Below are 22,436 nucleotides of genomic sequence, written 5' to 3'. Positions count from 1 at the left end.
CACCATGAAGCGTTTCATTCCCGGAATCGCCCTGCTGGTCGGCGCGCTGGCCATCAGCGGGCAAGCCTCGGCCCATGGTGGCGGCTGGTACGGCCCGGGGCCGGTAATCGGCGCGGCCGTGGTGGGCGCGGTGGTCGGGGCGGCCGTATCGGGCGGCCACGACCGCACCGTCTACGTCGAACGCCAGCCGGCCTACTATCCACCGCCACCGGTCTATGTACAGGCGCCGCCACCGCCGGTGTATTACCAGCCCTACGTGGTCGAGCGCTATGTGCCCGCCCCGCCGCCGGTGTACTACGGCCCGCCGCGCTGGTAAGCGGCATAGTTGATAAAAGCAATGACCACTATCGAGGACATTGATTTCAAACCCCGAAGGCGCCTGGGTAAGGTAGGGCCATGTTCGAGAGGAGATCCACCATGGCCCCGATCCAGATCATGTCCGTTGTCGGCAGCGCAGTCCCCAGCAGCCTGCGCCAACAGGGCCTTTTGGCCTGTTGGTACCTGCTGCGCGACGGTGAAGCCATCAGTGGCCCGTTGACCAGTCGCCGCTGCGCCGAGACCCTGGCCGGCCGCTTGCTAGACCAGACCTTGGTCGCCTGACCCCGAATTTGTTGTGTGTTGCTCCCTAAGCCCTTGTAGCCCGCCACCCGGCGGGCTTTTTTTGCTCGCCAACCAGCCGCCTACAAATGCCCCGCCCACATGGCAAGTGGCAGTGGCGGTTGCTGGTCGAGGATACGGCGCCAGATCAAGCCCAACCGCTCGCCATCGAACAGGGAGGCGGCACCGCCACCAACCCAGCCCCTGGGCTGGATCACCGCCCATCGCCCAGCGGCGTCACGCCGGGCCATCTCGAAACGGAAACTGTAGTTGCCCGGCATGCCCATGCGCAGGTCGGTGACCACCAGCGAGTCACCGATGATGTCGTAGCGCAGCCAGTCGTCGGTGAACCAGCGCAGACGCTCGTACAGCGGTGCGCCCGCAAGCACCTTGGCTACCTGCAGATTGCGCGACTGCTTCAGCATCTCCGGAGGTTCGCGATCGAACCCGCTGCTCACGCCCTCGTAGTAATCGCCGTCTTGGGTTTTCGCCAGCACCCGCCAGATCAGGCTGTTGAAGGCGATGGGCACCGCCCGGACCTCACTGGCCTCGATCCCCTGCGCCTGCAAGGCCAGCTGGAAACGTTGCTCGGCGGCCATGCGCCCGGCCAGGCCAAAACCCAGGTACAGCGTGCTGAATCCCAGTGCCAGGCACAACATCGCGGTCGCCCTGCCCTTCAGGCCCCTGATCGCCGCATAGCCCACCGCCAGCAGCAACGGCACGGTATACACCGGGTCGATGATGAACACCGCCGCCCAGCTCTCCGGCGTCAGGTGCAGGGGCCAGAACAACTGGGTGCCGTAGACGGTAAAGGCGTCGAGCACCGGGTGGGTGACCAGCGCCAGCCAGAAGGCCAGGAACAGCCTGCCAGGGGTATAGCCTCGGCCTGGCCAACGCCAGGCGACCAGCCAGGCCAGCAACAGGGCCAGGCCGGTCAGGACGAAGATCGAATGGGAAAAGCCACGGTGGAAGGTCATCTGCGACACCGGATCGGCATAGCGGATCACCACATCCAGGTCGGGCAGTGTCCCCAGGGCGGCGCCGTAGATCAGCGAACGACGGCCCTGGATACGGCCCAGGACGGTGCCTTGCAGGGCCGCGCCGAGCACGGCTTGGGTGATTGAGTCCACGGCAAACGTCTCGTGCAGGGTCTATCAGATGGCGTGACGCAACATCGCCAGTACCTGCGCATGCAAGGCCGGATCGCCACACGCCACCACGCAGCCCCCGTCCTGGGCCGAGCCGCCATCCCAGGAGGTGATGACCCCGCCCGCGCCTTCGATGATCGGCATCAACGCCTGCACGTCGTAGGGCTGCAGGCTGGCCTCGACGATCACATCGACGAATCCGCACGCCAGCATGCAGTAGGCATAGCAATCACCGCCATAGCGCATCAGCCGGGCCTTGCCGGCGACCGCCTCGAACGCCGCCTTGCGCGCCGGGGTGTCGAACATGTCAGGGGTGGTGCACATCAGCGTGGCCGCCGCCAGGTCGGCGCAGGCGCGGGTCTTCAGCGGCGTGTCATTGCGCCAGGCGCCGTGCGGGGTGCCGATGAAGCGTTCGCCGGTGAACGGCTGGTTCATTACCCCGAGCACCGGGCGGGTGCCGTCGTTGAGGGCGATCAGCGTGCCCCAAAGCGGCAGGCCGGTAATGAAGGCGCGGGTGCCATCGATCGGGTCGAGCACCCAGGTCAAAGGGCTGCTGCCCAATGCCGCGCCCTGCTCTTCACCCAGTATGCCGTGGGTGGGATAGCGGGCCTGGATCAGCGCGCGCATCGCCTCTTCGGCGGCCTTGTCGGCGATGGTCACCGGGTCGTACAGGCGCCCCCCCTTGTCCTCGACATCCAGGCTGGCGCGAAAGTACGGCTGGATCGCCGCCGCGGCGGCATCGGCCAGTTGCTCGGAGAAAGAGCGGAATTCGCCGATCTGTTCAGCGCTCAGGGACATGGGGCGGTCTCGTTGTTGGATGGGATGCGCATCATACCCGAGTCGGGCCTTGACACACCTCTGGCGTCACCCATGATATTGTTATGCCATTATCGCCGCTTCATTTAACCGTCACTGATTCGTTGTACTAGGATAGCTAGCAGCCCAATGGCCCGGCCGACAGTCAAGGATGCTGGTTGCTGGCGCAAGGGCCTCCGTTCCACCGCCTATCATGGATGACACGATGAATTCGCACCTGCTCTTTCCGCAGATCGGCAAAGTCATAGCCAGTACCGGCAGCCGCCATTTCCCCCGGCACCTGCACGACCTGATCCAGACCCACCTGACCATCGATGCCACGCATATCCGCCAACTGCGCATCGACCCGGCTTGCGCCAGCCAGCCAGACGCGACCTTGATCAGCGAGACGGTGTTCAGCGCCGGCGATACGGGTGACGGCTTCGACGATCCGGCGCGCCTGCACCTGGCCCGGCGCAAGGATGGTTTCCGCTACGAAATCACCGTATTGCGGGCCGACACCCGCGCTGGCTTCTCAGCAACCGATCGCAGCCGCCTGGAGGACATTTCGCCCTTGCTGCTGCCCATGCTGGAAAAACACATCAATGCCCTGCAGCCTGCCGCGCCGCTACCCGCAGACCCCGACAGCCTCGAACAGCGCTTTCTCGAGCGCCTGCGTCAGACCGGCATCCGCCTGTCCGAGCGCGAAATGCAGGTGTGCGAGGGTTTGCTGGCCGGGCGCACGGCGCCGCAGCAGGCCGAGCATCTGCGGCTCAAGGTCAATACGGTGGAAAGTTACCTGCGCCGGGCGGCGATCAAGCTGGGCATCAGCGGACGCCACTCGCTGATGCGCTGGATGTATGCCGAAATCTAGTCTCCCGCAGGACACTTGGGAGCGAGCGCCATGCATATAGCGCTCGCCTTCAGGCCTAATCCCGCGCCAATGCCTCGATAGGGTCCAGCCGCGCCGCGTTGCGCGCCGGCACGAAGCCGAACACGATGCCGATCAAGGTCGAGCAGACGAACGCCGTGACCACCGACCCCAGTGAAAACACCATCTCCCACTGCTTGACGAAAAGCGCGAACAGATAGCCGATCCCGTACGACAACCCGATCCCGATTACGCCGCCGATCAGGCAGACCATCACCGCCTCCACCAGGAACTGCTGGCGAATATCCGACTGCCGTGCCCCCACCGCCATGCGGATGCCGATCTCGCGGGTGCGCTCGGTGACCGACACCAGCATGATGTTCATCACCCCGATCCCCCCCACCACCAACGAAATCACTGCGATCAGCGACAGCAGCAAGGTCAGCGAGCGGCTGGTCTTCTGCACGGTCTGCATGATGCTGTCGAGGTTGTTGGTGAAGAAATCCTTGGTGCCGTGGCGCTGCAGCATCAGTTTGTTGACCTCCTCCTCCACCCGCTTGCTCGGCATGCCGTCCTTGATCCGCACGCTGATGCTGTCCAGGTGGCGCTGGCCAAGCACACGCCCGGCGGCAGTCTCGTAGGGCATCCACACGTTCAGGGTGTTGCCGGCGACGAAAAGGTTCTTGTTCTCGGCGGTCACGCCGATTACCGTGCACGGCAAGTTGCCGACCAGGATCACCTGCCCGAGCGGGTTGACGCCGTCGCCGAACAGGCGCTTGCGCGTGTTGTGGTCGATCACCACTACCTGGGCCTGGCGCCGGGCATCGTCCGCGCTGAACACGATCCCCGCGGCCAGGGGGATGTTGCGCACCTGGAAGTACTGCTCGCTGACGCCGTTGAGCTGCACGTCGGCGTCGATGTTGCGGTAGCGCACCAGCGAACTCTGGCCGATCACCGGGGTGGCGCTGTCGACATAATAGAGTTCGTTGAGCGCGATCACGTCGGCCGGCACCAGGGTCTCGATGGCCTTGGCCCGACTGTCGCCGAAACTGGTGCCGGAGTAGATGTCGATGGTGTTGCTGCCGATCGCCTGGATATCCTTGAGCACGTAGCCCTTGGCGCCCTCGCCGATGGCCGAGATCGACACCACGGAAGTGATGCCGATGATGATCCCGAGCATGGTCAGCAAGGTGCGCATGCGGTGCGAGACCAGGGCGATCCAGGCCATCTTGAAGGCCTCGCGAAACAACCCGAGGCTGGCCACCAGCCGCCGTGGCGCCTGCTCGCGGGCCGGCGCCGCCTCAGCGATCGGCGCGGGCGGCTCGGCGCCGGTGCACCGGTCACTGACGATCTGCCCATCGCTGACCTCGATGATCCGCTCAGCATGGGCGGCGACCTTGGGGTCGTGGGTCACCAGGATCACCGTGTGCCCGGCGCCGTGCAGTTCCAGCAGGATGTTCATCACTTCCTTGCCGCTGGCGGTATCGAGGGCTCCGGTCGGCTCGTCGGCGAGGATCACCTCGCCGCCGTTCATCAGCGCCCGACAGATACTGACTCGCTGCTGCTGGCCCCCCGACAGCTGGCTGGGCCGGTGCGCCAGGTGTCCGCCCAGGCCCAGGCGGCCCAGCAGCTCCCGCGCCCGGGCATGACGCCCGGCCTGCGCCACGCCGGCGTACACCGCCGGGATCTCGACATTGCGCAGGGCATCCAGGTGCGGCAACAGGTGGTAGCGCTGGAAGATGAAACCGAAGTGGTCACGGCGCAGCGCAGCCAGGGCGTCGTCGTCGAGATCGCGGGTTTCCTTGCCGCTGACCTGGTAGCTGCCGGCGCTGGCGTGGTCCAGGCAACCGAGGATGTTCATCAGCGTCGACTTGCCCGAACCCGAAGCGCCGATGATTGCCACCAGCTCGCCGGCATGGATCTCCAAGTCGATGCCCTTGAGAGCCAGGAACTCGCGGTCGCCCGCCATGAAGCTGCGGCTGACCCCGTCCAGGCGCAGCAGCGGCTGGTCCTCGAGCGCCGACACCGCCCGTGCCGGCGACAGTTCCACGTTCATGTTCATGCTCACGCCCCCGCCTCGCCCGACACCGGCTCGCCGATCACCACGCGGTCACCTTCGGCCAGGCCGTCCTTGACCTGCACCTTGACGTTGTTGTTGATCCCCGCCTGGACCTTGCGCACCTGGGCGAAGCCCTTGCCGTCGAGCACCCGCACCGGGAAGCTGCCGTCGGCATCACGCGGCCCCAGCGCCGCCACCGGCACGGTGAGCACGCCCAGGGCGGTGTCGAGGACGATACGCACCTGGGCGGTCATCGAGATGCGCAGGCGGTGCTCGGGGTTGGGCACCTCGAACAGCGCGTTGTAGAACACCGCGCTGGCCTGCTTGGCGGCGCCGCCGCTCTTGTCGCTGCTTTCCAGGTAGTTCTGCGGCGCGGGCTCGGTGCCGCGCAGCTTGGCGTAGTAACGTTTGTCGTCACCGAGGATGGTGAAGTACACCTGCTGGCCGGGGCTGATATGAATCACATCGGCTTCGGACACCTGGGCCTTGATGGTCATGGTGTCGAGGTCGGCGAGCTTGAGGATTACCGGCGCCAGCTGGTTGGAGATCACCGTCTGCCCTTCCTGGGTGACGATACCCACCACATGGCCATCGATCGGCGCGACGATGCGGGTGTAGCCGAGGTTGACCCGCGCCGTATCGATCTGCACCTGGGCGCTCTTGATCTGCGCGTCCAGCGAGCGCAGGTTGGCCTGCTGCACCTCGAATTCGGACTCGGCGTTCTCGAAGTCCTGGCGCGAGATCGACTCGTCGGCCTGGAGCACGTCGTAGCGTTCGTAGACCCGCTTGGCCTGCTTGAGCTTGGCCTGCACCGAGCGCCGCTCGGCCTGCAGCTTCTCGGCGTCGACCTCGGCCTGGCGCAGCGAGTTGCGCGGCACCAGCGGGTCGATTTCGGCCAGCCACTGGCCTTCGGTGACCTTGTCGCCAAGCTTGACCTTGAGCGACTTGAGCTGCCCCGAAACCTGGGCACCGACGTCGACCTGGCGAATACCTTCCAGGGTGCCGGTAGCCAGCACCGCGTTTTCGATATCGCCACGCTCGACCGTGGCGGTGATGTACTGCGGCGGCTTGGCTGGGGCCTGTACCGCGTAGAGCACGATGCCGGCGACCAGGGCCACGGCGACACCGAGGGTGATCTTGCGAAACTTCGTCTTTTCCATGAAACCGTTCTTCCTGAAGCTGATGAGGTCCCGTGGGAGCGGGCTTGCCCCGCGATAACGCCACTCCAAGGTGACGCCATCGCTTTGCAAGCCCGCTCTCACGACGGTGTTACTGCTTCACCCTGCTGTGATACAGGGCCTGCCCGTCATGCCACCACGCCGCCAGGCTGAACACATCCGGCACCTTGAGGATGCTGAAGTGGTTGCCCGGCCCCTGCCACACCTCCAACTGCGGCAGCCATTCACGCCAACCGTCTTCCATCGCCTGCTGCTCGCATTGGTTGCCGGCGGCGTCCAAGCTCGGATCGGCCACCAGTACCAGCCGCGCCAAGCCATTGAAGCCACCCTCGGGGCGATACACCGTGCGCAGCGCCGTGGCGAAGGTGCGCACCACGCCTTCAAGTGCCTGCGGCGAAGAGCGCGACGGCATCAGGCCGACCCGTACCATCGCCGCGTGCAACTGGCGCAGCTGCTCCTGATCGTCGGCTTCGGCGAAGGCTACAGGCTCGATGCCCAACGTCTTGCCGGTGGACAGTTGCAACGACTCGATAAGCCGCTGCAGGGCCTGGGTATAGGTGTACGGCTTGCCGCAACTGCCCCCCGCGCCCGGCGCCTCGCTGTCGATCAGGGTCAGGGAGCGCACCTCGCGCCCCTTGGCCTGCAGGCGTATCGCCATGGCATGGGCCACCCAGCCTCCGAACGAGTGCCCGACCAGGTTCAACGGTCCTTCGGGGTACAGCGCCTCGATGGCCTGGACATGGCACGCCGCAGCCACCTCGACCGAGCAATGGGGCACTTCACCCGCAGCCAGGCCGCGCGCCTGCAGGCCATGCACCGGCCAGTCCGGCCCCAGCGCCTCGGCCAGGCCGATGAAGCTGGTCACGCTGTTGCCGGCGCCCGGCACGCAGAACACCGGCACATGGCCCGGCACGCCGCTCTGGATTGCCAGTAGCGGCTGGTGCGCCGCCGGCGCGAGCGCCGACGCGGCCTGCATCGCCTGGGCGATGGCCTGGCCGAGCACGGCGGCTTGCGGGTCCTGCACCATGCTCTGGTGATCGCCCGGCACGCTCTGGCACTTCAGCTCCTGCCCAGGCAAGGCCTCGGCCCAGCCCAGGCTCGGGCTGTCGGTGACGATACCGGCGCTGCGCTGTTCGGCGACGAACAGGTGCAGTGGCACCGGCAACGGCGCCAGGCGATAGTGAGCCAGTGCATGGCCATGGGCCAGGTGACGTTCGAAGAAGTGGCGCAACTGTCCATCGCTGGCCTGGGCCAGGCCCGGCACCAGCAACTGTCGCTCACGGCAGAGGGCAAGCAGTGCCTCGAAGGGCAATGCGCCCGGCTGCAACGCCTCGATCTCGGCCAGTTGCATAGCCCCCGCCTCGCCCTGCGCCTGCCAGTGCACGCGGCAATGCAGCAGCAACTGCGCTTGCACCAGGTGCGGCCCTTGCCAGCGCGCCTTGCCCTGGTCGCTCAGGCGCGGCACGTAGGTGTCGATCAGGCCGACGAAGGCCACCGGCTCGTCCGCGCCCAGCAATTGCGCCGCCACCTCGTAGGCCAGCACACCACCGAACGACCAGCCGGCCAGGCGATACGGCCCGTGTGGCTGCACGGCGCGAATCTGCCGCACCAGGCGCGCCGCCAGGCACTCCATGGTGTTCAGTTGCGCCTGCCCGACGGCGACGCCGGCCAGCCCATAGACAGGGATATCACCTTCGATATGCCGCCCCAGGACCGGGAAATACAGGTCCAGGCCACTGAACTCATGGATCAGGAACAGTGCAGGCTGGCTGCCGGCGGCGCGCACCGTGACCAGGCCTTGCCCCTCGTCCTCGGCCGCCACCTCGTCGAGCAGCGGCGCCAGGGCGGCGATGGTCGGGTGCTGGAACAGCTGGGCGAGGGTCGTGTGCAGGCCGGCCTGGCGCATCTCGCCCACCAGGCGGATCGCCGACAGCGAATGCCCGCCCAGTTCGAAGAAGCTGTCATGCCGCCCCACCCGCTCGACCTCCAGCACCTGCGCCCACAGCGCGGCCAACGCCAGCTCCACGGGCGTAACCGCCGCCTCGAACACCGCCACGGCAAGGTCTTGCGCGCCCGGCAGCGGCAGCGCCCGCCGGTCGACCTTGCCATTGTTGGTCAACGGCAACGCCTCGAGCACAACGAATGCCGCCGGCAGCATGTACTCCGGCAGCCGTTCGCGCAGGAAGCCGCGCAGCGCCACACCGTCGAGTGCCGCGTCGGTGCGGGTGTACCAGGCCACCAAACGCAGCGGGCCTTGTTCCAGGCGCAAGGCCATGACCACGACTTCATCCACGCCCGGGCACTGGACCAGCTGCTGCTCGATCTCGCCCAGCTCGATGCGGAAACCACGGATCTTCACCTGGTCGTCACTGCGCCCCAGGCACTCCAGCTGGCCATCCTCGCGCCAACGGGCCAGGTCACCGGTGCGGTACAGCCTGGCGCCGGGCCCGGTGCCGAACGGATCGTCGAGAAAGCGTTCGGCTGTCAACTGCGGACGATTCAGGTAGCCGAGGGCGACGCCGTCGCCACCGATGTACAGCTCGCCGGTGACGCCCTCGGGCAGCAAGCGCCCGTGGCAATCGAGGACATAGGCCGTGGTGTTGCCGATCGGGCCGCCGATCGGCACATGCTCGGTGCCGTCGACTACCGCACGTACAGTGCTGGCGGTGGCGAAGGTGGTGGTCTCGGTAGGCCCGTAGCAGTGCACCAGGCGCAACTGCGGCGCCCGGGCCAACAAGGCGCGGAAGCTGGCAGGCTCGCCGCGCTCGCCGCCGCACAGCAGGATGCGCAGCCCGGCCAGGGCTTCGGGGATCAACTGCACATACTGGTTGAACAGCGCCGTGGTGACGAACATCACGCTGGCGCCGCCCTGGCGCAGGGCGGCGGCGAACTGCGCCGGCTCTACCAGGGTCTGGTGGTCGATCACCAGCACCTGGCCGCCGTTGAGCAGGCCGCCCCAGACATCCATGGTCGCGGCGTCGAACGCCGGGTTGGCGACGAAGGCGAAACGGTCCGTGGCGTTGAAGTCGGCATAGCCGTTGTTCAGCACCAGCCGGGCGATGCCGCGATGAGTCACCCTCACGCCTTTCGGCGTGCCGGTGGAACCGGAGGTGTACATCACGTAGGCCACCGCGTCGGCCTCCAGGGCCAGGCCCGGGTTGTGCGCGGGCTGCTCGTCCAGCGCCAGGCAGTCCAGGTCGATGCGCCGCGTCTCGCAATCCGCCGCCAGGCTGCCGAGGGTCAGCAGCATCACCGCCTGGCAGTCCTGGACCATGAACGCCTGGCGCTCGGCCGGGGCGTTGATGTCCAGCGGCACGTAGATCGCCGAACACTTGAGCACGGCCAACTGCGCGACCAGCAAAGGCAGCGAGCGTGGCAGCAGGATCGCCACATGAGCGCCGGCCGCCACCCCCTCGCCGATCAGCCAGTGCGCCAGGCGGTTGGCCTGCTCATTGAGCTCGGCGTAACTCAGCTGGCGCTCATCATGCAGCGCCGCCAGCGCCAACGGATGGCGCGCCACCTGTTGCTCGAACAGGCGGTGCACGGGCACCGACCTGGGGTAGTCGCGCTGCGTGGCGTTGTAGCCGAGCAATCGGCGGCGCTCCTCGGCCGGTACGATGTCCAGCCGCTCCAGGCCTTGCTCGGGATCATGCGCCAGGGCCTCGACCAGGTGTGCGAGAGCCTGCTCGAGGTAACCGCACAGCCGCCGGGCGTCCAGGCCCGCCGCGCACTGCGCGGTCAGGCTGAAGCGCTCCCCGAGGTCGTCGATGCTCAGGGCCAGCGGGTAGTTGCTGCGTTCCTGCGCATGCAGCAGCTCGATGCCCTGCCAGGCACGCCCACTGGCAGTGTCATGGGCCAGCGCGGCGGCACTGTGGCGGTAGTTGAGCAAGGCGCTGAACAGCGGCGCGCCGGGCGGCAACGCACTGCAGCGCTGGGCCAGGGCCAGTTGCGCATGCTCATGCACCAACAGCCCGGTCAGCCGGCGATGGGTGTCCAGCAGCGCCTCGCGCACCGGCAGGCGGCCCACGTCCAGGCGCAGCGGCAAGGTGTTGATGAACACACCCAAGGCCCGCTCCATGCCTTCACCGCCCTGCAGGCGACCGAGCAGCACGGTGCCGAACACCACGCTGTCGCGCCCCGACAACTGCCCCAGCACCAGGCCCCAGGCCAGGTGCATCAGGCTGGCCGCGCCGACACCCAGCAGCCGCGCCTGTTCGCGGGCCCGCCGCGCCAGCCCGTCGTCGAGCCAGTGCTGGGCTTCGGCCACGGCGTCGGCGTGGGCCAGTGGATGCGGACCGTAGGCCAGGGTTGGCTCGTCGATATCGCCCAACTGCTCGCGGAAGTACGCCTCATGCTCGGCCTCGCCGGCACCCTGTAGCACCTGGGCGATGTAGTTGCGGTACGGCACCGGCGGCGGCAAGCGCAGCTGCTCGCCGAGCAGGCAGCCCTGCAATTCGGCGCGCAACACGTCCTGGGCCACGTGGTCCATGACCAGGTGGTGGAACAGCAAGGTGGCGGTGATCCGCCCGCTGCTCGGGTCCTCGCGGTGTATCAGGCGCAGCAGCGGCGCGCGGGTCAGGTCCAGGCGCAAGCTGATCGGCTCATCCGCGGCCAGTTCCTGCACGGGCAACGCCGCCTGGCGCCATACCACCTGCACCGGCTGCGCCAGACCTTCCCAGTACAACGAAGAGCGCAGGATGTCGTGCCGGGCGATCACCTGGTCCAGCGCCTGGCGCAATGCCTCCAACCGAGCCTGGTCAGCCACCGCGAAACGCGCCTGCAGCAGGTAGGGGTCGTCACCCTCGCTGGCCAAGTGGTGATAGAGGATCCCCGCCTGCAACGGTCCCAGCGGGTAGATGTCCTGTACATTGGCGGCACCGCCAGGCACCTGGTCGACGATCCGCTCGATGTGCGACTGCTCCAGCGCCACCAACGGCAGCAAGTCCGGCGTGATGCGCCGGCAATCGGCGCCGATGCGGTTGGCCGGCACCCGGCTTGCGCCATGCTGGCCCAGGGTCGCGGCCACGGCGGCCAGGGTCGGTTCGGCGAACAGCACGCGGATGTCCGCGTCCAGGCCCTCGGCGCGCAAGCGGGCGATCAGGGTCACGGCCAGCAGCGAGTGGCCACCGAGCTCGAAGAAATGATCCTGGCGCCCTACCCTCGGCACGTTGAGCAACTCGGCCCATAGCGCCGCCAGATGGCGCTCGGCCTCGCCTTGCGGCGCCTCGTAGGCACGGCTGAGCACCGCGTCGGCACCGGGGTCGGGCAGCCGCTGGCGGTCGAGCTTGCCATTGGCCGTCAACGGCATGGCCGGCAGTGCCACGTAGGCCGACGGCACCATATAGTCCGGCAAACCTGCCTGGGCATGCTTGCGCAATGCCGCCACGCCCGGCGCGCCATCGTCGGCCGTGAACCAGGCGACCAGGCGCTCGTCGCGCAGCAGCACCGCCACTTCGCGCACGTGCGGATGGCTGGCCAGGCAGGCCTCGATCTCGCCCAGCTCGATACGCAGACCATGCAGTTTCACCTGGAAATCGTTGCGGCCAAGGAACTCCAGCTCGCCATCGGCGCGACGACGCACCAGGTCGCCGCTGCGATACAGGCGCTCATCGACCACGAACGGGCTGGCACCGAAACGTTCGCCCTCCAGCGCCGGCAGGCCCAGATAGCCACGCGCCACGCCGACGCCGCCGATGTACAGCTCGCCCACCACGCCCCGCGGTACCGGCAGGCCATGGCTGTCGAGCACATACAGCCGGGTGTTGGCGATCGGCCGACCGATCGGTGGCGCCCCTTCGGGCACGGGTTGCCGGGGCTCGAGGGTCCAGACGCTGCAGTCGACGGTGGCCTCGGTGGGGCCGTAGACGTTGTGCAACCGCACCTGCGGCAGGCGCTCACGCAGTTGGCGCAGCAACGCCGAAGTCAGCTCGCCACCGCCACAGACCACATCGGTGAGGCTGTCGCAGGCCGCGCTGGCCTCCAGGGCGAGGAACTGCTGCAGCAGCGCGGGCACGAACTGCACCACGCTGACCCGCTGGCGCTGGATCAGCGCCGCCAGGTAGTCCGGGTCGCGCTGGCCATCCGGGCGCGCCAGCACCAGGCGCAGGCCGGCACACAACGGCCAGAACAGCTCCCAAACCGACGCATCGAAGCTCACCGGGGTCTTGTGCAGCAGCGCGCCTGCGGCGCTCGGGGCGATCAGTCGCGAGCTCCAGTGCACCAGGTTGCACAGGCTGCGGTGCTCGACCATCACCCCTTTCGGCGTGCCGGTCGAGCCGGAGGTGTAGATCACGTAGGCCAGGTGGCGGGCGCCAAGGCCCGGCACCTGTGGATTGTCCGGCGACTGCTCGGTCCAGTCCGGCTGGTCGAGGTCCAGCCGCGCCACCGGGCTGTCGCTGAAGCGCCGGTTGCTGGCGGCATCCACCAGCAACGCCAGCGGCGCGCTGTCTTCGAGCATGTACGCCAGGCGCTCATCCGGGTAGCCCGGATCCAGCGGCACATAGGCGCCACCGGCCTTGAGCACCGCCAGCAGCCCGACCAGCAACCCTGGCCCCCGCGCCAGGCACACGGCGACCCGGCTGTCGGCGACCACACCCTGTTCGATCAGGCGGTGCGCCAAGCGGTTGGCCGCCGCATTCAGTTCGGCGTAGGTCAGTTGCCCGTCCTCGGCCTGCACCGCGACGGCCTGCGGCGTACGCGCCACCTGCGCCTCGAACAGCGCATGCAGCGGTTGCTGCAGGCCGCCGATCCGCTCGCTGGCGTTGCAGGCCACCAGTTCCTGGCGACGCTCGGCGGCGCCGAGCAGCTCGACCTTCGCCGGCACGGCCTGGTCGCTGCCCGCCATCGCCCACAGCAGTTGCTCCAGGTAACCCAGGTGCCGCTCGATGGTCGCCCGGTCGAACAGCGCGGTGGCGAACTCCAGGGCGCCGCCGTAGCCATCGGCGGTCTCGCCCAGGCTCAGGGTCAGGTCGAACTTGGCGAAGGTCTGCGCGCCGCCCAGCGCCTCCAGTTGCAGCTCACCCAGGCGCAGGGCCTCGCCCGGCACGCCGTTCCACGCCAGCGATACCTGGTACAGCGGTGTGTGGGCCAGGCTCCGCGGCGGGTGCAAGCGTTCCACCACCTGTTCGAACGGCAGGTCCTGATGGTCCTGGGCCTGGCTCACGCAGGCCTTGACCCGGGCCAGCAGCGCGCCGACATCGGGGCTGCCGGTGGTATCGATGCGCAGCGCCAGGGAGTTGACGAACAAGCCGATCAGCCCCTCGACCTCGGCCTGCCGGCGGTTGGCCACCGGGGTGCCGATCACCACCTCGGCCTGGCCGGACAGGCGCGCCAGCAGCACCGCCCAGGCGCCGGCGAAAAGCATGAACGGAGTGACCCCATGACGCAGGCACAGCGCCCGCAGGTCTTCGCTCAGGCGCCGGTCCAGGCGCACTTCGACGCGGTCGCCCAGGTAGTCCTGACGGGCCGGTCGCGGCCGGTCGGTGGGCAGGGTCAGCAGCACCGGCGCGCCGGCCAGGGCCTGGCTCCAGTAGTCGCCCTGGCGCTGCAAGGCGTCACCGCTCAGCCAGCGACGCTGCCACAGGGCGTAGTCGCCGTACTGGATCGCCAGCGCCGGCAACGGGTCATCGCGGCCTTCGCTGAAGGCCTGGTACAACGCCGCCAGCTCCTGGGTGAACACCCCCATCGACCAGCCGTCGGCAACGATGTGGTGCAAGGTCAGCAGCAGCACATGGTGCTCCGCCGCCAGGCACAGCAGGCGGCCGCGCACCGGCAGCTGGTGCGCCAGGTCGAATGGCAGCAACGCCTCAGCCTGCATCAGTTCGGGCAACTGCTGCGCCGCGCCGCGCATGTCATGCCAGGCCAGGGCGAAGCCGCCCCGTCCGGGCGCCACCCGCACCCGCGCCTCGGCGCCTGCCTGGGTGAAGTGGCTGCGCAGGCTCTCGTGGCGTTCGACGATGCGCTCCAGCGCCCGCTCCAGGGCGGCACGGTCCAGCGGGCCGCGCAAGGCCAGGCCCAGGGGAATATGGTAGGCGGCGCTGGCATCATCCATCTGCGCCAGGAACCATAGCCGTTGCTGGGCGAACGACAGCGGCAGCGACTGGCCGCGCGGCGCCGGCTCGATGGCCGGCAGTACGTCATGGCGATCCTCGGCCAGGGTCGCCGCCACCGCCAGCAGGCGGTCGTCGGCGAACAGCTCGCCCAGCGACAACTCCAGGCCCAGCCGCGTGCGCACCTGGCCAACCATGCGCATGGCCAGCAGCGAATGGCCGCCCAATTCGAAGAAGCGGTCCTGACGGCCTATCCGTTCCAACTGCAGCAACTCGCACCACAGCTCGGCCAAGGCAGCCTCCAAGGCCCCAGCCGGGGCCTCGTAGGCCTGGCTGTGCGCCTCGCGCTCGGGTAACGGCAGGGCCTTGCGGTCGACCTTGCCATTGGCGGTCAACGGCCAGGCATCCAGCCGTACCCAGGCTGCCGGCACCATGTAGGCGGGCAGGCGCTGTTGCAGCGCGGCGCGCAGGGTACCCACCGGCTGCGCCTCGGCGCCGGCAATGTAGTAGGCCACCAGCCGCGGCTGCCCGGGCTGGTCCTCGCGGGCCAGCACCAGCGCTTCGGCGACACCCTCCAGGGCGAGCAACTGCGCCTCGATTTCGCCCAGCTCGATGCGCAGGCCGCGCACCTTCACCTGGTCGTCGTTGCGGCCCAGGTAGTCCAGGGTACCGTCGGCATTCCAGCGCGCCAGGTCGCCGGTGCGGTACATGCGTGCCCCGGGCACCTCGCTGAACGGATCGTCGAGGAAGCGCTCGGCGCTCAGCTCTGCGCGGTTCAGGTAGCCCCGCGCCACGCCGGCGCCACCCACGTAGAGTTCGCCGGCCACACCGCACGGCACCAGCTGCCGCGCATCATCCAGCAGGTACACGCGGGTATTGGCGATCGGCCGGCCGATGTCCAGCACGCCGCCCGGCAGCACCAGGCCCGAGGTGGCGACCACGGTCGCCTCGGTAGGGCCGTAGTTGTTGACCACGACAAAGCCGGGATCGCTGTTGAACTGGCGCAGACGGTCGCCACCGATCAGCAAGGTGCGCAGGGTCGGGTGGCGCAGCCCCTGGGCGAAGGCGTACTCGGCGACCGGGGTCGGCAGGAACGCCACCTTCAGGGGTTGCTCCAGCCACCAGGCCAGCAGTCCGTCGAGCTGCTCGTTGCCCAACTGCGCCGGTGGCAGGTGCAGCACCGCCCCGGCGCACAGGGCCGGCCATACTTCCCAGGCCATGGCGTCGAAACCGAAGCCGGCGACACTGGCGGTATGATCCCCGGCGCCGAGTTCGAAGGCCTTGCAGTGCCAGTGCACCAGGTTGGCCAGGGTGCGGTGCTCGACCATCACGCCCTTGGGCTGGCCGGTGGAGCCAGAGGTGTAGATCACGTAGGCCAGGTGGCTAGCCTGCAGGCCGGGGACCTCGGGGTTTTCCGCACGCTCCGGCCAGTGCGGCCTGTCCAGTGCCTGCGCCGCCACGCCCAGTCCTGCAAGACGCGACAACAATGCCTGCTGTGCCAACACCACCACCGGAGCGCTGTCCTCGAGCAGATAGCGCAGCCGCTCGTCCGGGTGCGCCGGGTCCACCGGCACATAGGCGCCGCCGGCCTTGAGCACCGCCAGCAACGCCACCAGGGTGTCGAGGCCCCGGCGGGCCACCACCCCCACCCGCTCGTCGGGGCCGACACCCTGCCCGAGCAGGTACTGGGCCAGGGCGTTGGCGCGCTGGTTCAACTCGCCATAGGACAGGGACATTTCGCCTTGGCTGGCGGCCAGTGCCTGCGGTGTACGGGCCGCCTGGGCCTCAACCAGGCCATGCACGGTCTGCCCGTTCGGGAACGCCAGGGCACTGCGATTGAAGGTATCCAGCAGGCGCTTGCGCTCGGCCTCGCCCACCAGTTCGACCTCGGCCAGCGGCGCCTGGTCATTGGCCAGCATGGCGCGCAGCATGCTGTCGAAATACCCGGCGAAGCGGCGCACGGTGCTTTCATCGAACAGCGCTGTGGCGTACTCGAGGCTCCCGACCAGTGCCTCGCCCTGCTCGCCCATGCTCAGCGACAGGTCGAACTTGGCTACCTGGCCGACCTGTTCCACGCCTTCCAGCCGCAGCCCCGCCAGGGTCGGCGCGGCGCCCTCGGTGGCCAGCCAGTTGAGGGTGGTCTGGAACAACGGGGTATGGCCGAGGCTGCGCGCCGGCCGGACGATCTCCACCACCTGTTCGAAAGGCAGGTCCTGGTGCGCCTGGGCGTCGAGCAGGCGCGCCTTGACCAGCGCCAGCAGGCGCTCGGTGCTTGGCGCCCCGGCGGTATCGATACGCAGGGCCAGGGTATTGACGAACAGGCCGACCAACGGCTCCAGTTCGGCGCGCCCGCGCCCGGCCACCGGGCAGCCCACCACCACCTCGGCCTGCCCGCAAAGCCGCGCCAGGGTAGCGGCCCAGGCGCCGAGCAGGACCATGTACAGGGTCACCTGGTGCCGCTGCGCCAGGGCCCGCAGGCCGGCCCCCAGGCGCGCATCCAGCTGCAGCGCCAGGCTGGCGCCGCTGAAATCCTGGCGCGTCGGTCGTGGCCGGTCGCTGGGCAGGCTCAGCAAGGTCGGCGCGCCGTCCAGGGCCTGGCGCCAATAGTCGGCCTGGCGTTGCAGTTGCTCACCGGCCAGCCAGCGCCGCTGCCACACGGCGTAGTCGGCGTACTGGATGGCCAGCGCCGGCAACGGGTCGTCCTTGCCCTCGCGCAGCGCCGGATACAGCGCGCTCAATTCGCGGGTCAGCACGCCGAGGGACCAGCCATCGGCGACGATATGGTGCACGGTGAGCAGCAGCACATGGTGCGCCTCACCCAGGCGCAGCAGGCTGGCCCGCAGCAATGGCCCCGTTGTCAGGTCGAAGGGCGCGGCGGCCTCGTCGCGCAGGTGCCCGGCCAATGCCTGCGGCGCCAGTGTCCGGCGCTGCAGCCAGCCGGATTGTGGGGTCGCGGCGATGATCACCTCGGCACTGTCGCCGCAGGGTACGAAGCGACTGCGCAGGCTCTCATGGCGCGCGACGATGCGCAGCAAGGCGGCCTCCAGCGCATCGGCATCCAGTGCTCCGCGCAGGCCCAGCGCCAGCGGCACATTGTAGGCCTGGCTGCCGCCTTCCAGCTGAGCGAGGAACCACAGGCGCTGCTGGGCAAACGACAGCGGCAAGGGTTGCTCACGGGACACCGCGACCAGCGCTGGCAGCTCGCTGCGCCCGGCGCCGGCCAGCACCTGGGCCACCGCCGCCAGCTCGGGGTTGGCGAACAGGTTGGCCAGGGCCAGTTCCACGCCGAGGCGCAAGCGCACCTGGGAAACCATGCGCATGGCCAGCAGCGAATGCCCGCCCAGCGAGAAGAAGTGGTCATGCCGACCAACCCGCTCCACGTGCAGCAGCTCGCCCCACACCTGGGCCAGGGCCTCTTCCAGCTCACCCTCGGGGGCCACGTAGGTACGCTCGAACAGGGCCGAGCGTTCCGGCGCTGGCAGCGCACGGCGGTCGAGCTTGCCGTTGGCGGTCAGGGGCAGTGCGTCCAGCGACACATACGCCACCGGCACCATGTACTCCGGCAGATGGGCCAGCAACTGCCCCCGCAGTTGCTCAGGCTGGGCCGGCTCCAGGCCCGCCTGGGCGGTGAAGTAGGCCACCAGCCGCGGTTGGCCGGGCTGGTCCTCGCGGGCCATCACCACCGCCTCGCCGATGCCCGGCAGGCCGTTCAGGCGGCTTTCGATCTCGCCCAGCTCGATGCGCACGCCGCGAATCTTCACCTGGTCGTCGTTGCGGCCCAGGTAATCGAGGGTGCCGTCGGCCAGCCACCGCACCAGGTCGCCGGTACGGTACATGCGTGCACCGGGTGTCGCGCTGAACGGGTCGTCGAGGAAGCGTTCGCGGGTCAGTTGCGCGCGGTCCAGGTAGCCACGGGCGACCCCGGCGCCGCCGATGTAGAGCTCGCCGGGCACCCCCAGGGGCACGGGCTGCTGGTACGCATCGAGCACGTACAAGCGGGCGTTGTCCACTGCGCCGCCGATGTGCAGGGTGCCGCCCGCCTCCACCACGCCAGAGCTGGCCACCACGGTGGTCTCGGTGGGGCCGTAGTTGTTGACCACGGCGAAGGTCTGGGTGCGGTTGAACTGGCGCAGGCGATCGCCGCCGATCAGCAAGGTGCGCAGGGTCGGGTGTTCGAGCTGGTGGCTGAAGGCATACTCGGCCACCGGCGTGGGCAGGAAACTGACATCCAGCGGCTGGGTACGCCACCAGGCCAGCAGCGCGTCGAGGTCTTCATGGCCTTCGCTGGACGGGGCCAGGTGCAGGGTCGCCCCCGCGCACAGCGCCGGCCAGACTTCCCAGGCCATGGCGTCAAAACCGAAGCCGGCCAGGCTCGAGGTGTGGCGCCCCTGGCACAGGTCGAACGCGCGGCAGTGCCAGTCCACCAGGTTGTTCAGGTTGCGGTGTTCGACCATCACCCCTTTGGGCTGGCCGGTGGAGCCTGAGGTATAGATCACATAGGCCAGGTGCGCCGGGCCCAGGCCGCTCACCTGGGGATCGTCGTGGCGCGCTGGCCAGTCCGGCTGGTCGAGTGCCAGCACCGGCGTCGCGCGCGTGCCCAGGCGACCGCGCAGCGCCTGCTGGGTCAGCACGGCCACTGGCGCGCTGTCATCCAGCAGGTAGCGCACGCGCTCATCGGGGTGTGCCGGGTCCACCGGCACGTAGGCGGCGCCGGCCTTGAGCACCGCGAGCAGGCCGACCAAGGTGTCCAGGCCGCGCCGGGCGAACACCGCCACCCGGTCGTCGGGGCGCACGCCCAGGCCGATCAGTTGATGGGCCAGGGCGTTGGCGAGCTGATTCAACTGCTGGTAGCTCAGCGACTGGTCGTCGCAGGTGGCGGCCAGGGCCTGCGGATGGGCCTGGGCCACGGCTTCGATACGCTGGTGCAACGGCCCATGAGCATCCGTGGCGCCAGGGGTCTGGTTGAAGGTTTGCAGTATGTGCTCGCGCTCTTCGTCCGGCAGCATCGGCAACGCGCGGACTGCAACCCCGGGTGCCTGGTTCAAGGCTGCAAGCAGGCTGCGCAGGGTCTGCTGCAGATAGGCGCAGACGCGTTGCGCCGGCACCTCGGGGCTGGCCAGCAAGGTCAGGCGGAAGGCTTCGCCGAAGTCGTCGACACTCAAGGTCAGCGGGTAGTTGGTGGCCTCGGCGGCATGCACGATCTCGATACCTGCCCAGCCTGCCCGGCGCACCGCCTCGGAGCCTGAGGGCGCGCTGTGGCGGTAGTTGAGCAAGGCGTTGAACAGCGGGGTCGGCGCCGCCACGCCGCTGCAGCGCTGGGCCAGGGCCAGGGGCGCATGCTCGTGGCGCATCAGCGTGCTCAGACGCTGGTGGGTGGCCTTGATCGCCGTGGCCAGGTCGGCGGCATCCAGGTCGACCCGCAGCGGCAAGGTATTGATGAAGATGCCCAGCGCCCGGTCGGTGGCCTCGGCGCCTTGCAGGCGCCCCATCAGCACGGTGCCGAACACCACCTGCTCGCGCCCGGTCAGGCCACCCAGCACCCGCGCCCACGCCAGGTGGAACAGGCTGGCGACGCTCACCCCCTGGCTGCGCGCCTGGCTGCGCAGGTCGCGGCACAACGCCAGGTCGAGATCCAGGGCGTGCTCGTTCAGCGCCGCGCCGTCACCCTGCACATCGCCCAGGCCATAGGCCAGGGTCGGCCCGTCGACAGCACCGAGCATGTCGCGGAAGAACGCCTCGTGTTCGGCCTCGCTCACGCCCAGCAGGGCCTGGGCCACGTGGTTGCGAAACGGCACCGGTCGGCCCAGATGGGCACTCTCGCCGAGCAGGAAGGCGAGCATCTCGTGGCGCACCACTTCCAGGGCGCTGTGGTCCATGGCCACGTGGTGGAACTGCAGGGTGGCGTGGACCTGCCCGCCGGGCTCCGGCGCCTGGCACTGCAGGCGGATCAGCGGGGCCTGGGTCAGGTCGAAGCCGATGTCGGGCAATGCGCCGGGAGCCAGTTGCACGACACGCAGCCGGGCCTGGCGCCAGACCACCTGCAGCGGCGTTTCCAGGGTCTTCCAGTGCACCGAGGTGCGCAAGATGTCGTGGCGTTCGATCACTCCTTGCAGCGCCTGGGCGAAGGCCTCGACCCGGCTGCTGTCGGCAAACACGAAGCGCGCCTGCATCACATAGGGATCATGCTCACCGGCACTGGCGTGGTGGAACAGCATGCCCTGTTGCAGCGGCACCAGCGGGTAGATGTCCTGCACGTTGGCCGCCCCGCCGGGGATGGCCGCGACCAGCTGGTCGAGGCTGTCCTGGTCGAGTTCGGCCAGGCTGAGCATGGCGCAGGTGATGCGCTCGCAATCGGCGGGGATGCGGTTTTCCGGCACTTCGACGCTACCCTGGCGCGCCGCCACGTATTCGCCGCGCTCCAGCAGGGCGACCAGCGCCGGCTTGTGCTCGCGCAAGCGTGCCACCAGGGCTGCGTCGGTCAAGGCCTGGCGATTGCCCTGGACCACCAGCTGGCCATCCTTGAGGGCCAGCTGGACATTGTTGGCGGTCAGTGTCGCCAGTAGTTCGTTGATGCTCACAGGACGATCTCCATTCTGTCTGTGATGGCGGCATAGCCTGCCAGCGTCGGGTGTTCGAACAGGCTGCGCACATCGGCCTCCAGGCCCGCTTCGCGCAGGCGCGAGGTGAGGGTCACCGCCAGCAGCGAATGGCCGCCCAGTTCGAAGAAGTTGTCATGGCGCCCTACCCGCTCCACGCCCAGCAGCTCGCTCCAGATCCGCGCCAGCAGCTGTTCGGTGTCGCCGGCCGGCGCCTCGTAGTCGCGGGTCGGCAGGTCCGCTGCCGGCAGGGCCTTGCGGTCGAGCTTGCCGTTGGCGGTCAGCGGCAGGGCCGGCAGCGGAATGAACAGTGCGGGCACCATGTATTCCGGCAGTTGCCCGAGCAACGCTTCGCGCAATGCCTCGGCCGGCGGCACGTCGCCGGTGACATAAGCCACCAGGCGCGGGCCGGCCGGCTGGGCGTCGTGCACCAGCACCACGGCTTCGCGCACCCCGGCCACACGGGTGAGGCAGGCTTCGATCTCGCCCGGCTCGATACGCAGGCCGCGCAGCTTGATCTGGTGGTCGGTGCGGCCGAGGAACTCCAGCACGCCGTCGTGGCGCTGGCGTACCAGGTCGCCACTGCGGTACAGACGCTCACCGTCAACGAACGGGCTGGCGATGAAACGCTCGGCCTGTTGCTCCGGCAAGCCCAGGTAGCCCCGCGTCACTCCGGCTCCGCCGATGTGCAACTGACCGGCAACGCCGAACGGCACGGGCTGGTCGTGGGCGTCGAGGACGTAAAGGCGGGTGTTGTCGATCGGCCGGCCGATCGGCAGCGCGCCGGACGGCAGCGGATCCCGCGCTTCCAGGGTCCAGACGCTGCAATCCACCGTGGTCTCGGTGGGGCCATAGACGTTGTGCAGGCGCACCTGCGGCAAGCGCTCGCGTACCTGGCAGGCCAGGGCTTCGGTGAGCTCGCCACCACCGCAGACGATGTCGGTGAGGCTGCCGCAGGCGGCGCTGGCGTTCTCGTCGAGGAACTGCTGCAGCAAGGCCGGCACGAACTGCACCACGTTCACCTGCTGCCGTTCGATCAGTTCCACCAGGTACTGCGGGTCGCGCTGGCCATCCGGGCGCGCCAGCACCAGGCGCAACCCGCTGCACAGCGGCCAGAACAGCTCCCACACCGAGGCGTCGAAGC

The 22,436-nt window shown here is 68.8% G+C and carries 9 protein-coding genes; 3 read left to right on the top strand and 6 right to left on the bottom strand.

Annotated features, from left to right (window positions below):
- Window positions 1-4 precede the first annotated feature (4 nt).
- A complete protein-coding gene (locus BMY03_RS20440; RefSeq protein WP_094012109.1) occupies window positions 5-316 on the top strand; it encodes a hypothetical protein in 312 nt (103 codons plus the stop codon).
- Between the two features lie 101 nt (window positions 317-417).
- Window positions 418-600: a hypothetical protein gene (locus tag BMY03_RS20435; protein WP_023632068.1), complete on the top strand. Its 183-nt coding sequence runs from the start codon at window positions 418-420 to the stop codon at window positions 598-600.
- Between the two features lie 80 nt (window positions 601-680).
- Here the strand turns inward: BMY03_RS20435 and BMY03_RS20430 are convergent, their stop codons facing one another.
- Both BMY03_RS20430 and hisN read right to left on the bottom strand, forming a co-directional pair.
- Entirely contained in the window at window positions 681-1,727 is a 1,047-nt protein-coding gene (locus tag BMY03_RS20430) for a metal-dependent hydrolase (RefSeq protein WP_023632067.1), read from the bottom strand.
- Window positions 1,728-1,751: 24 nt separating this feature from the next.
- The gene (hisN, locus tag BMY03_RS20425; RefSeq protein ID WP_038706051.1) at window positions 1,752-2,543 is read right to left on the bottom strand and encodes a histidinol-phosphatase; all 792 of its coding nucleotides are present in this window, start codon (window positions 2,541-2,543) and stop codon (window positions 1,752-1,754) included.
- Window positions 2,544-2,766: 223 nt separating this feature from the next.
- Here hisN and BMY03_RS20420 point away from each other — a divergent pair, with 223 nt between their 5' ends.
- Window positions 2,767-3,414 carry a helix-turn-helix transcriptional regulator gene (locus BMY03_RS20420; protein ID WP_023632066.1) on the top strand — a complete coding sequence of 216 codons (648 nt, stop codon included), beginning with the start codon at window positions 2,767-2,769 and terminating at the stop codon, window positions 3,412-3,414.
- Between the two features lie 55 nt (window positions 3,415-3,469).
- On the opposite strand, the gene BMY03_RS20415 is transcribed toward BMY03_RS20420, so the two are convergent.
- From BMY03_RS20415 to BMY03_RS20400, 4 genes are all read right to left on the bottom strand, one after another.
- A complete protein-coding gene (locus tag BMY03_RS20415; protein WP_094012108.1) occupies window positions 3,470-5,473 on the bottom strand; it encodes a MacB family efflux pump subunit in 2,004 nt (667 codons plus the stop codon).
- Between the two features lie 2 nt (window positions 5,474-5,475).
- Complete coding sequence (macA, locus tag BMY03_RS20410; protein WP_094012107.1) at window positions 5,476-6,630, bottom strand: macrolide transporter subunit MacA; 1,155 nt, start codon at window positions 6,628-6,630, stop codon at window positions 5,476-5,478.
- A gap of 109 nt (window positions 6,631-6,739) precedes the next feature.
- Window positions 6,740-21,274, bottom strand: coding sequence for a non-ribosomal peptide synthetase (locus BMY03_RS20405; RefSeq protein WP_094012106.1), 14,535 nt, complete (start codon window positions 21,272-21,274; stop codon window positions 6,740-6,742).
- Window positions 21,271-22,436 (bottom strand): non-ribosomal peptide synthetase (locus tag BMY03_RS20400; RefSeq protein WP_143067573.1); only part of this gene is annotated, 1,166 nt, incomplete at its 5' end. The genes BMY03_RS20400 and BMY03_RS20405, both read right to left, overlap by 4 nt.

The sequence above is a fragment of the Pseudomonas soli genome (genome assembly GCF_900110655.1).
Lineage (GTDB): Bacteria > Pseudomonadota > Gammaproteobacteria > Pseudomonadales > Pseudomonadaceae > Aquipseudomonas > Aquipseudomonas soli.
This window is presented reverse-complemented; position numbering and strand designations above follow the sequence as displayed.